This window comes from Phormidium sp. CCY1219, assembly GCF_035615515.1.
Taxonomy (GTDB): domain Bacteria; phylum Cyanobacteriota; class Cyanobacteriia; order Cyanobacteriales; family Laspinemataceae; genus CCY1219.
Map to the genome: position 1 here is coordinate 53,140 of NZ_JAJENT010000724.1, position 12,569 is coordinate 65,708.

Annotated in this window: 11 protein-coding genes; 3 read left to right on the forward strand and 8 right to left on the reverse strand. The window is 50.5% G+C overall.

All coding sequences use genetic code 11. The features are described 5' to 3' along the window. Positions 1 to 17: 17 nt before the first annotated feature. The gene (locus LKK83_RS21690; protein ID WP_324633427.1) at positions 18 to 188 is read right to left on the reverse strand and encodes an NblA/ycf18 family protein; all 171 of its coding nucleotides are present in this window, start codon (positions 186 to 188) and stop codon (positions 18 to 20) included. 222 nt (positions 189 to 410) lie between these two features. On the opposite strand from LKK83_RS21690, the gene LKK83_RS21695 reads away from it, so the two are divergent. From LKK83_RS21695 to LKK83_RS21705, 3 genes are all read left to right on the forward strand, one after another. After that, a complete protein-coding gene (locus tag LKK83_RS21695) occupies positions 411 to 1,025 on the forward strand; it encodes a phycobiliprotein lyase (protein WP_324633428.1) in 615 nt (204 codons plus the stop codon). Then, a complete protein-coding gene (locus LKK83_RS21700) occupies positions 982 to 1,695 on the forward strand; it encodes a hypothetical protein (RefSeq protein WP_324633429.1) in 714 nt (237 codons plus the stop codon). Before LKK83_RS21695 ends, LKK83_RS21700 begins: the two co-directional genes overlap by 44 nt. 256 nt (positions 1,696 to 1,951) lie before the next feature. Beyond that, positions 1,952 to 2,713: a phycobilisome rod-core linker polypeptide gene (locus tag LKK83_RS21705; protein WP_324633430.1), complete on the forward strand. Its 762-nt coding sequence runs from the start codon at positions 1,952 to 1,954 to the stop codon at positions 2,711 to 2,713. A 532-nt stretch (positions 2,714 to 3,245) separates the two neighbouring features. Here LKK83_RS21705 and LKK83_RS21710 read toward each other — a convergent pair. The 7 genes from LKK83_RS21710 to LKK83_RS21740 form a co-directional block, all read right to left on the reverse strand. After that, on the reverse strand, positions 3,246 to 4,319 hold the full coding sequence (locus LKK83_RS21710) for a fatty acid desaturase (RefSeq protein WP_324633431.1): 1,074 nt from the start codon (positions 4,317 to 4,319) through the stop codon (positions 3,246 to 3,248). 37 nt (positions 4,320 to 4,356) lie between these two features. Continuing rightward, complete coding sequence (locus LKK83_RS21715; RefSeq protein WP_324633432.1) at positions 4,357 to 4,506, reverse strand: hypothetical protein; 150 nt, start codon at positions 4,504 to 4,506, stop codon at positions 4,357 to 4,359. Between the two features lie 205 nt (positions 4,507 to 4,711). After that, a complete protein-coding gene (gene ilvA, locus LKK83_RS21720) occupies positions 4,712 to 6,223 on the reverse strand; it encodes a threonine ammonia-lyase, biosynthetic (protein WP_324633433.1) in 1,512 nt (503 codons plus the stop codon). Between the two features lie 1,089 nt (positions 6,224 to 7,312). Beyond that, entirely contained in the window at positions 7,313 to 9,586 is a 2,274-nt protein-coding gene (locus LKK83_RS21725) for a GumC family protein (protein ID WP_324633434.1), read from the reverse strand. A gap of 163 nt (positions 9,587 to 9,749) precedes the next feature. Further along, positions 9,750 to 10,391, reverse strand: coding sequence for a hypothetical protein (locus LKK83_RS21730; RefSeq protein WP_324633435.1), 642 nt, complete (start codon positions 10,389 to 10,391; stop codon positions 9,750 to 9,752). Positions 10,392 to 10,411: 20 nt separating this feature from the next. Then, on the reverse strand, positions 10,412 to 10,825 hold the full coding sequence (locus LKK83_RS21735; protein WP_324633436.1) for a hypothetical protein: 414 nt from the start codon (positions 10,823 to 10,825) through the stop codon (positions 10,412 to 10,414). Positions 10,826 to 10,852: 27 nt separating this feature from the next. Next, the gene (locus tag LKK83_RS21740) at positions 10,853 to 12,559 is read right to left on the reverse strand and encodes a hypothetical protein (protein ID WP_324633437.1); all 1,707 of its coding nucleotides are present in this window, start codon (positions 12,557 to 12,559) and stop codon (positions 10,853 to 10,855) included. Positions 12,560 to 12,569 lie beyond the last annotated feature (10 nt).

Here is a 12,569-nt window from a genome sequence, read left to right on the forward strand (position 1 = left end):
TTGCATTCGCCGCCTCCCTACGCCGACTTTTTCAGTAGGTACTTGAACAAATTGTCTTTGACCATATTTTGCCGCAACACTTCGAGTAAATACTCTTGCGCCTGTTCCCGAGTGAGGGTAGCGACTTGTTCGCGCAACACTTGCAGTTTGAATTCTTGTTCCATGCTCAAACCTGTGGGCATCTCCATGAGAATTGTCCTCCTGTTTTTCAATGATTGAATTATTCACCCAGACGTGGGTAGTGTCGGGTTTGATTCCTTGGTTTGTAAATTATCGTAACAAACCCTTGACAAACTGTCCATGATGTACAGTTTGGCAAAAATCTTGAAAAAAAAAATGGTTTAAAGCCCTGTAAGCCTTATCATAAAAGGGAAACAGCCGCGAAGCATCACCCAACGGAGATAACTTTCATGGATGCAATGGAGTTTTTTCGCCAAAGTGCTGGAACTTGGCGATCGCAGCGCACGACCCACCATCTTGCCTTTAGACGGGCGGAGATGGGGGATTCGCAAATCCAAGTGGAAACCCTGGAGCAAAATCACCCCAAAGTCATAGAGATCTGCGAAATGCATCAGGTGGATCCAAGGACGGCGGTAGGGGGAGCCTATGTCACCTGGGCCGGGTCGATGGCGTGGGACCGCGAGGATGAAAATCACGAAGGATCCACGGTGTTTGCCTTGGTACCAGAACCGAACAATCCCTCAATGGGCAAACTATTGCGGGAACGCGGTTATGCAGAAATTGTCCCGGTGGCGGGTCAGTATCATATCGATGATGAAAACGGGCTGGTTTTGATTACGGAATACGAAACCATGAGCGTTATCGAGCGCTTTTGGTTTGCCAGTCCGGATCTGCGTCTGCGGACGAGTACGGTAACGCGCTTTGGCGGGTTTAGTACCGCTTCTTTCTGTAGCGAAAGCCGGATCCATGCCGCCCCAGATTCAGCCAGCCATAGCGATCGCAAAGCAGAATCCACGGAGAATGCCACAACCCCCCCACAGTTCCATTCCGCCTTCGGCTGGTGATCCACACCGGGAAGGGAGTCCCGGGGAACCGCCGAAGTCCTCGAGTGAAGGTCTCTCCCCGGTGCTTTCCCCGGGGAGTCACTCCCGGAGCGATCGCCCACCGGCGTCGCAACTTCCAGACCCGATGAGCGATCCGTTCGTGCGCGGATCGGAGTATTTGAATGGGTTGCGTCAAAAAGCCCTGACCTCGGATGCGATCGCCGGCGGGGAGGACATCATCGATCGGATCCGCATCTGTACCTGGATCGGCGAACATATTGACGCCCTCAACCAAGAACTGGCGGAGTGTCTCTGCGCCTGTCATCAGTGCTTTCCCACCCAAGACAGGCGGGCGATCGAAATTTTTGCCGCCCCCATCGCCCCGGAATTTGGCATCGATGCCCTTTGCAATATTCTCTTGGATCCGGTGGTGATTCTGATTGATGTGGGTCGCACTGCACCCGCCGACTGGTTGAGCATCGTGGTGCATGAATATGCCCACGCCCATTTGAAGTCTCCCGGACACGATCGCCCCTTTTTCGAGGTTCTGACTCATCTGTGTTTGGGCTTGGGCCTCCCACCCCCGGTGGTGGAGGGGATGGATCCCCAAACAATGGAGGCTACTTTGCGAAATTGGCCTCACTGTGGCTCCACCGCTGACTCTTTGGCCTTCTGGATGGGTCGCGAATAATACTTTTTTTCTCGAAATGTTACAGATTGTTGCGTTCGGTGAGAAAATTTAGACGCAGATTACCGTAATCCCGTAATCTGAATGATGTCTATTTATTAAATCGGCGCTCGGCGAGCAAGCATCCTCCGCCAACGATCGGCGATCGCGTACTTTCGGAGTCCCATCCCTCTGTACGGATCCGTTACGTTGGACCCCCGGTGCTTCTCTTCTGTGCCGAACGCAGATAATTAGAATTTGACATTACGGAGATTCTGACGTGGCAATACCTTTGTTACAGTACGCTCCAAAGAGCCAAAACGAGCGCGTTGCTGGATACGAAGTCGGTAGCGAAGAACAACCCAAGGTCTATTCCACCGAAAACTTACCCTCTCCCACTGAGATGGATGAGTTGATTTGGGCCAGCTATCGTCAAGTGTTCAGCGAACACCAAATCCTGAAGAGCAATCGTCAAACTTTCGCTGAGTCCCAACTGCGGTACGGTCAAATCACCGTCCGCGATTTCATCCGCGCTTTGGCAACTTCGCCGGCGTTTTTGACCCTCAATTACGAAACCAACAGCAACTATCGCTTTGCTGAAATCTGCGTGCAGCGGATTTTGGGCCGCGATATTTACAACGAACGGGAAAAAATCGCTTGGTCGATTGTCATCGCGACTAAAGGCGTGGAAGGTTTTATCGATGCTGTGCTCGATAGCGAAGAGTATCTGGACAACTTCGGCTACGATACGGTGCCCTATCAGCGCCGTCGCATCCTTCCCCAGCAGGCTAAAGGCGATACTCCTTTTAACCTGAAAACTCCCCGCTATGGTGCGTACCACCGCAGTCAGTTGGGCTTCCCCCAAGTTGTCTGGCAAAATCAAGTGCGCCGCTTTATTCCCCAAGACAAGCGGCTTCGCGAAGGCGACCCCGCCGGCTATCTGGGTATGGCGCGCTCTCTGAATAACGCTCAAGGCAATCCACCGCCAAGAGTCTCTACGTTCAACATGAACTACGAAGCTCTGGTGCCTCGCAAAAAATAATTGCACCTTGCTAATTTGGAACTAACCGCAGTTCCATCGCTTTGTTAGGGGTCACAGACTAGAAGCGCGCGGCTAGAGTTATGGCTCGTCGGCTGCACTTTCTAGTCTTTGACCCCTAACTGCATTGAGTATTGAAAATTAAGAATTGAGTAATTTTGAGCCGTAGGGTGGGCAACTCCTTGCCCACCCTACCCGTGAAGGTGGTGCGTAAGTCCTGAAATTGACAATTGACAATTGCAATTGGTGGGGAAGTTGGGGAGGAAAATGCGATCGCCCTGTTTGGGTAACGCGAAAAACAGCCCCTCGACCCGATGCGGGGTGTCATCTCGGAATCTCTCAGAGGCGCGAGAAACTCCTTGTGAAGACCTGGATATCTTCCATCATCCGCCTCTAGCTTTCATGGCTGATGCGGTGTCGATCGCGGGGTTTATGCAATATATAAATTACATCGGCAAAAAAATAGCCCGCGCGGGCGGGCTTTGTCGGTAGAGTGCCCGGTTTGCACCGGGCAATTAAAAGGGGAAAAAGCGAATTAATTAGAGCGCTTCCAACCAGATTGATAGTAAACCTGGGAACCGCGATCGCTGACGAAATGGCAAGAGAAATAAGAGCGAATAAAGCTCTTCCAAATCGGTTCGCTAGACTGGCGATAATAATCACCCAATACCGGTTTAATCGCTTCAGTTGCGGTTTTTAGATGGTAGTGGGGGATGGTAGAAAAAATGTGATGGGCCACATGGGTGCCAATATCGTGATGAATCGGATTGATAAACCCGTAATCGCGATCGATAGTGGACAATGCGCCTTTCAGGAAATACCAATCTTTTCCGCGATACCAGGGGATATCCGCTTCGGTGTGATGCAAGAAGGTGACTAAATCCAACCACATCACAAAGATAAGATAAGGAACCAGGTAGTATTTGACTAGAAACAGCCAACCAAACTGATAAGTCAGGAAACCCAAAAAGCCAACCATCAGCAGCCAAAGGGCAGAACTGGTTACCACATCCCATTTTTCCGAGGGACGGAATAGGGGGCTATTGGGCAGAAAGTGGGAACCGTCGCGATCGGGCGATCGCTTAAATAGATAGATGGGATACGCCAGCAACGGTAAATAAAAGCGCACCAGCTTTTCATACCACCTCATCTCGTTGTATTTGGTTTCCGACACCGGATACCAGCTTTCATCCGTATCCAGGTTGCCCGTATTGGCATGATGAGTGCGGTGACTGATACGCCAACCGTGGAAAGGCACGAGAATCGGCGTATGGGACAGGTGCCCAATGAGATTATTCAGCCATTTGATTTTGGAAAAGGATCCATGACCGCAGTCATGCCCCACCACAAACAACGCCCAAAACATGGTGCCTTGCATCACCCAGAAAATGGGGAAAAAAAGCCAAGAATCGAGGGTAGCGGCGATCGCGTACAAACCCGCGATAATCGAAACATCGAGAACAAAATAAAACAGAGACTTTCCCACCGAGGGTTCAAAACAAAAAGCAGGAATTGCCGTTTTGAGGTCTTGCAGGGTAAAGGGTAACTCTGCGGTCCGGGTGGATGAGGCTGTTACCGTCGGTTGATTGAGAACAGTGTTTGATTGCACGAAACTTACAATTCTACCTGATTTTAAAGCCAAAATTTCACCTTTCACCGATGACCCCAAAGAATTTGCAGCCCGGTATGTGACTCAGCAAAGCTTCCAGGGCGATCGCCAATTCCCAACGGGAGGCGAATCTCAAACCAAGGGGTTTGTCCAGGGCATAGAGTCGGAGCATAGGGATAACTTGCATGATTGCATCAGAAAATTCAATGGGTCAGGTGAAAGCGCCAAATCTAGGCGACAAACGGAATGTATTGTACCCCGCTATGAGCAATATTTTCGCAAAATCAGTCAAATTAGCTTTGCAGAAAGGGACTGACTCATCCAATCGTGGGGCTGCGCCGTCTGAAGGTTGAGGAACCCGGGAAAGAAACGTTAGGCGTCAGCCACCTCCCTTATCCCAAAAACAACTGATACGCCGGATTGTCATTTTCATCCCAATAGCGATAGCCCAGGGTATCGAGAAACTTCTGCCACTCGTCCATTTCCGCCGGTGGAACCTGCATGCCCACCACAATGCGCCCATAGTCGGATCCATTATTGCGGTAATGGAACAAACTGATATTCCAGTTGCGACTCATGGAATTGACGAACTTCATCAAAGCCCCGGGCCGTTCGGGGAACTCGAACCGATAGAGCAGTTCGTGGTGTGCCAGGGGAGAATGTCCGCCCACCATGTGGCGCAGGTGCAATTTAGTCAGTTCGTCATCGGTTAAGTCAACCGTCTCGAACCCATGAGCTTCAAAGGTTTCCACCATCTGCACCGCATCGGCGCGATTTTGGATTTGCATGCCGACAAAAATGTGAGCCACCTGGCGATCGGCAATCCGGTAGTTAAATTCTGTGAGGTTTCGGGTGCCCATTGTATCGCAAAACTTGCGCAGACTCCCCGGTTCTTCCGGAATGGTGACGGCAAAAATCGCTTCCCGGCGTTCCCCCAGTTCGGCGCGTTCTGCCACAAAGCGCAGGCGATCGAAATTCATGTTCGCGCCGCAGGCAACCGCAACTAAGGTTTCGTCCTGGATTTGTTCCCGTTCCACGTAAGCTTTCGCACCGGCGATCGCCAAGGCCCCTGCCGGTTCGAGAATCGATCGCGTATCCTCAAACACGTCTTTAATCGCCGCGCAGGTGTCGTCCGTTCCCACTAAAATCACATCATCCAGGTACTCCTGACAGACCCGGAACGTTTCTTCTCCCACTTGGCGCACCGCTACCCCATCGGCAAATAACCCCACTTGGGATAAGCGCACCCGCTCTCCGGCGTGCAGGGATTGATACATGGCATTCGCATCCACCGGTTCGACCCCAATAATTTTGATTTCCGGGCGCAAGCGTTTCACATATGCCGCAATGCCGGCAATCAAACCGCCACCACCGATCGCCACAAAAATCGCATGAATCGGTTTTTGGTATTGCCGCAGGATTTCCATGCCGATGGTTCCCTGTCCGGCAATCACGTCTGGATCGTCAAAGGGATGAATAAAGGTTAAGCCTTTTTCCGCCTCCAGTTGACGCGCGTAACCATAGGCATCATCGAAGGTCTCCCCATGCAACACCACCTCCCCGCCTCGGGACCTCACCGCATCCACCTTCACTTGGGGCGTGGTGACCGGCATGACGATAATGGCCCGGGTTCCCAGGCGCGAGGCCCCCAGAGCAACCCCTTGGGCGTGGTTCCCCGCCGAGGCAGCAATGACGCCCACGGCAAGCTGTTCCGGTGGCAATTGCGCCATTTTGTTGTACGCGCCGCGCAGCTTGAAGGAAAAAACGGACTGCATATCCTCTCGCTTTAGCAAGAGTTGGTTGTTCAGTCGCGCCGAGAGGTTGGGGGCAAACTCTAGGGGCGTTTCTTGGGCAACATCGTACACGCGGGCATTGAGGATTCGTTCGAGATAATCAGAATGCATGGGTGTTAACAGAAGGTGTAAGTGCCGGATGCAGGACCATTTTACTCGATGTTTGTCCCCGAGGAACGCGATCGCCCCAAATTTTTTACTCCCCCTCTTCTTCAGTGTCTAACGCCACGTTCTCCTACAAATATGCCAGGGCAATTTGAAGACGCATCGCCATTAAAAAAAATGGTTTCATCGGCATCATCAGATGCTAAGCACTTATGCAAAATAATTTGCAGGTTTTAACTCGTTAACTCCTTTAACTCGTTCCCAGGCTTAACTCGTTTAACTCGTTCCCAGGCTCCTGCCTGGGAACGTCCCACCCCTCCGCCTCCCCCCAATAAATGTGCAAAATAATTTATCCCCCTGCTTACTTCGATACCCCGCTAAGAAAGCTTAAGACATATCTGTAAATACTTTTTGCGTAACCTAAATTTTAGGCGTTTTTAATATTTATTAGAATCGGCTTTTGATTCCTAAAACTATTGGATGTTTTTAGACAAGAAATAACGACTAATTGCTTCGACATATTATCCGGCACTTATACAATTCATAAATTTAAGACTATTTGGTTTAATTTTGGGTTGTCTACACTTTTGTTAATTGCGTTTTTACTCTAAGTTTAATGGCGAAAATTGATTATTTTACCTAGATAAATATATTTGCACTCATCTGATTGGTAGCTTCTAAAATGGCAGGTCATGCACCAGCAATTCACTTGAATTTTGCTCGATTCCTTTCCGCTGCAAACCTGTTGACGGAGCGGGTGAACTAGGATGTTTTATTTGTGGCGCATAATGTCTATAACTTGCGCCACCGATTAAGTTTCCCCCCACAAATATTCCGGGTATTTCACCGGGTGAATCAACGGGATTGCCACGCACTGCTGTGCTGTGGAAGGGAGGTAAAAATGAGGCTATAGCGTTTTTCATGTAGGAAGGATGCAGATGAAATGTAGGGATATGGCATGCCATATCCCTACAGGCGGTGGATCGCGAGCGAGGTTTGAGAAAAAGGGTATTATGCAGAAATTTCTCGTCTCTAGGTTGGTTTTTTCCAGAGAGAGGCGTTGCCGATTATTTTGAGCAAATTGCAAAGTGCTGCTTACTGGCGTTGGACTTCCCGATCCTCGGAAAGGTAATAGCGATCGTAGTAGTTGTAGGAGGTTGGCATATGTCGTTTAACCCCATTAGTGACAATGCCGAGTACGGAAGTGCGAGACATTTTTAAGCCCTCGAAAACCTCGCGCAAAAGCCCGCGATCGCTTTGTCCGATGCCGACTACCATGACCAATCCATCGGTATGAGCCGCGATAAATTTGGCATCGGCAATCACTCCCAATGGTGGGGTATCGAAAATCACCAAATCGAATTCGCTTTGGAATTCTTGAATTAATTGTTTCATCCGTTGGGACGAGAGCAGTCGCGCCGGATCTGGCGGCACTTGGCCGGCGGTTAAAACATGCAAGTTGGGGTCATGGGGCGATCGCTGAATAATGTCATTAGAATTGAGCGAATCGGTAGAAATCAAATTGCTCAGTCCCCACACATTGGGCAAATCCATCTGGTGATGAATTTGCGGACGGCGCAAATCTCCATCCACTAATAAGACCCGATTGCCCATTGACGAAGCAGCTTGGGCGAGATTCATCGAGATCGTACTCTTCCCTTCTGCTGGCAGTGCAGAACTGATAGCCACCGATTTCAGGGGCTTATCCGGACTCATAAAATAGAGGTCAGCATGGAGCGATCGGAATGCCTCCAAAAACCGAGAAAAGAGATAGCCGCCAGTAGAGGGAAGTAACGGTTCGCCGTCGGAGATTTCGCCTCGCGATCGGTCTTTGAGTTCTTTTTGAAAAGGAATAACGCCCAACAGCGGAACGCCCATCGTGTCTTTGATGTCCTCGGGAGAGTGAAATTTGGTGTCAAGTTTTTCGGCTAATAAAGCAGCACCGATGCCGGCAAGGATGCCAGCGATCGCGCCGAGGAGTATGCTGCGCGGCACGTTAGGCGAAATCGGATTTTCCGGGACTTCCGGTGCGGAAATCAGTTGCCAAGGCATGGCATTTTGCGCCGCTTCGATTTGCAGGTTTTCGCGCACTGCCAGAAAGCGATTTAAACTCTCGGTAGCCACTTGCAGTTCCCGTTGTAAATCCGTGTACTGCCGCATCAGGGTGGCTTGTTCTTGCATTTGCTGGCGCATCAGCTTTTCCGCTTGCGCGATCGCCCATTGTCTCGCCCGAAGCACTTCCATCTGGTTCACAGCTTCCATAAGCTGATTAGTCAGATCCAGGCGAATCGAATTCGGCGAAGAGATGGCACGAATATCTCCGCGCACTCGAGAAGCATTGCGGCCTAAAATCAATAATGCTTCTTCCTGCAATAACGGTAATAAATTATTCCGCTGAGCGATCAAAGCTTGTACCGCTGGACTGCGCCCCGTAAACCGCGTGGACTCCCGGGCAATTTTTCCTTCAATTTCTTGTAACTGGTTGAGCAATGCTTGATAGCGAGGTGCTTCGCTCAGAGACGCCGCTAACATCGCTTGCTCCACCTCTAACCCCAACTGTCCTTGCAATTTTCCATACAAGGCTTGCGTTTGCACGATTTGCGATTCGGTTTGCTGTCGTTCGTTCACCAGACTTCCGATTTGTTGCGATAAAATCTGGCCGCGCTGTTCCGGGTCGATGAGATTATAATGTTGCCGAAATTCTTCTAAATATTCTTGCAAGGCGTCAACTCGCTGTTGCAACAAAGGCAACTGTTCGTCAACAAATTCTAAGCCCTGCCGCAAGCTTGTTTGCTGCTCTATTTCGGAATAGCTTATGTATCCATCTGCCAATTTTTTTAATATAAAGTTTAGTTTTTCTGGATCCGTATCTTGATAGCGAATGTCTAAAATTTTTGTATCGCGCAATCGTTGAATTTTGACTTGACTGGCAATGGTTTCTGAGTTAACCTCCGGATAGCGAGCTTGAATGTTGGGCAGGATTGCATCGATCGCTGGCTCGCTAGAGAGAACCTGAATCTGGGTTTCGTAATCCAGGCTTTCCCCAGGTTGCCCAGATATGGCTAAAGTTTGATTGATTTTATCGAATTTTTCTTGTCCCTTGATTGGCTCCACTAACAGACGGAAGTGTCCCTCATAAATCGGAGTTTGGGTCAAAACCTTCATCACAACGCCACAAGCAACAGCGATACTGACGCCCGCCAGCAAAAAGAACCGACGACGCGCCACAGACAGCAAATGATGAAGATTTAACGCATCCACATCTTCATTCAGGGGCGGCAACATCATCCCAGACATCGGCGATTGTGAGGGAGACGGGTGGCCGTTCCACTGAGGGAGTAAAGGTTGAGAATTCGCTTCTGTATCCATAATTCAAGCGTCAGTGTTAACTAGGGCTACGGGGTCAATATTGCAAGGTAAAAGGGTGAATTTAAACGAAATCAATAGAACTTCAATGTAAGTGGACTGGGGCGGTGAATTTGAGTAGGGTGGGCACTGCCCACCCTACTCAAAAAGGCTCAGATTTAATTAGCTAAAACGGACAGTCTAAATAACCGCCTACACCGATAATAAAATCATCAAAATCAACGTCTTGTAAATCACTTCTGACTAATGCCGAGCCGGTATCGTCCCAACGCAGGAGCACTCCACCGTCTCCCAAGTCGGTAAAGTTCCCCTGAAATCTGATTTGCTGGTTTCCACCCGGATTTTCCCGATTGATGGAGTAAAGAATACCCACCGGGCGACCGTTTAAGGAAGATTCCAGGTAAAATGCATAGGGGGTATTGGCCTTAAATTCAAAAGCGACTAAGGGCTGGGGAACGGCATTTCCGGGAGTGCCTTTAAAGTCATCGGGGTTGGCTTGACCTGCGTCATCCTGGTAGTTAGATGGGCGCTCCACACTCTGTATGCGATCGGAGGGTCTAACTTCCACCAGCAGGGGCGTTTTTTCCCCGGTTTCTAAATTAACCACTCCAAAGGTGGACTGATAGGCACCGTTGGATTCGAGAAATTCAAATTCAATAATGGTATCGAGTTCAAACAGGATGCTATTATTGTTAAATCTATCTTCAGCGAATGCAGGAGCAGAAAGAGTGTTGAACGAGCAAATCGCAGCAACCGAGGCGATCGCAACTCGGCTTATGGTGCGTTTCAACCCAAGGTGACATTGCATGATGTTACACTTCCTTTTGGTTACCAAGTCCGTAAATTTTGAATTGCTCTGAGTCGTTCTTCTTCGGGAATATCGAGACGACTCAAGAAAGTTTTCGCTTCTTCAAGCAAGCGATTGTATTCAACGCACTCGGCGCTAATACAGACGCCCTCTTCTTCCCTTGGCTGTCTCGTAAACCGTCGGGGAAGAGTAGAGACCTCTTCCACCGAAGCAACACAAGCTGCATAAGCGTCATTTAAGGCTTGTGAAAATTCTCGGGCTTGCGCGAGGGTTTCCGGATCGAGTTGGCTCTCGATTTCAAAGATAGGAGTCGTATCGTTCCAGGTATTGGTGCCGGTCACATCGGACTGGGGAAAAACCGCTCTAGCAGTGACCAGGCACATAGCGGCTGCGATCGCAGAACAACCCAGCGCCCACTTTCTGTAAAGTTTCATCGTCATCTGTTCTCCTATGTTTTCTCCTTAAAAGCGAAAACCCAACCCAGCACCCAATACAAACCGCGCTCCATCCCCTGTCCCGGTAATATCGCGCACGGCTGGTGTAATCACAAATGGAACATTTTTAAACGGGGCGATCGAAGCCCCCACCGCTAAATCTTGACCCGTCCATTCGGCAATGACGCTGACGGGTTTAGCCACCCGCACGGCAACACTGCCAAAAACCCCGATTCCGTCCTCATCATCTTCCAGTGCATCTGCAGTGCGGAATTGCCCATTTCCAACTCCAGCACTCAGTGCAACTCGACTAAAGGGGGAACTAATGGATTCTTGGGTGCGAATCACTTTGCTAACGACGCCATAGACCGAATCTTCAAATCCATCCAGATCGTCGCCTATACTGACAAAACCATTCCATCCCGCCGCCACAGACCAATCATCGGGAAATTGGCGATGCACCTTGACGTTGAATCCACCGGTGCCAAAGTCTCGCCGCGTTCCCAAGCTGGCAAAGGTGTAGCTCAGTTCCACCCCAACGGTTTCCCGAGCATCACCAAATCCAAACCCCAGGGCAAAGGCTGCATCATCGGACTCGGTGTTTCGCACCCGTTGTTGATAGGTGGCAGAAAGATAGCCGGTGTTGCGATCGGCACCATATCCCGTGGGATTGACAATGGTGAGCGACGGTGAGGCTTCAATAATATCCTCAACCACGGCATTTTCTTGCAGTTCTTGCACTTCTTGTTCAAAAACTTGAACGGCTTGTGGATCGGGACGGTAGATATCGGTGCGAGTTTGTGCTATGGTTTCTGAGTAATCGGGAGTAGATTGTACGGCAGCGATCGCCGATGAATCGGATCTGGATTCGGGTTGGGCGATGGGTAAAAGGTCTTTAGCACTGCCTTGTCTGGCGCGATCGCTCACTGGGGCAGGTTGCGGCGTCGGCACCGGAATCGATTGTCCCGATGAAAGGGTGGGTAAGGAACTCGGCGGACGCTCCGGAACCGGCAATACCCGGGTGCGATCGCTCGGTCTTACCGCAACCCGCGTGGAGGCGGCAGGCTGAACCCAATTCTGGTTATCCGGAACGGCAGCGATCGCCGGTGCGGGATTCGCGCGACGTTGCGGAACTCGCAGCAAATCTCTAGCATCCCCCGATCTAACCCGCTCGACTTTCACCCCAGGCCGTTCCATGATTTCAGGTACGGAATTCGTTACGGCTGGTGCGGCAGCTCTGGGGGAAACGCCTCGGTCTCGCATCGCCACCGTTGCTCTAGATACCGGCGAATTTCGAGCCAAGGCACCACTCTCCTGCAATGGCTCGGCACCCAGGGTTTCCGGAGGTGCCACGTTCGCCCAAGGAGAAGCGGCGCTAAACTCTGGAATGAACACCGGAGAACGGCTTTCGCCTTGTAAGCGAATCTCTCGAACGCTATCTAGGTCTCGACGAAGCGACTCGGCAAGCATTTGCTGAGCCGTCTGTTTATTTGTTGCAGCAGCGACAGACGAAGCGAGATCCGTGGCATTCTCTGGCTCAGGCGAGGACACCTGGGTTGCAGATGATGCCATTAACGCCGGATCCTCCTCATCTGGTGCCGCAGCCATCTCATCATCAGTGGTCGGACTCACCGCGAGGTTCGCATTGGCGCGATCCGCACTTTCGGTGTTCGACATTGATGTTGCTAGAAAAGCAACGGTAAATAGGGTAGCCGTAGCAAGTACAAGTCGCATAATCTCAGTA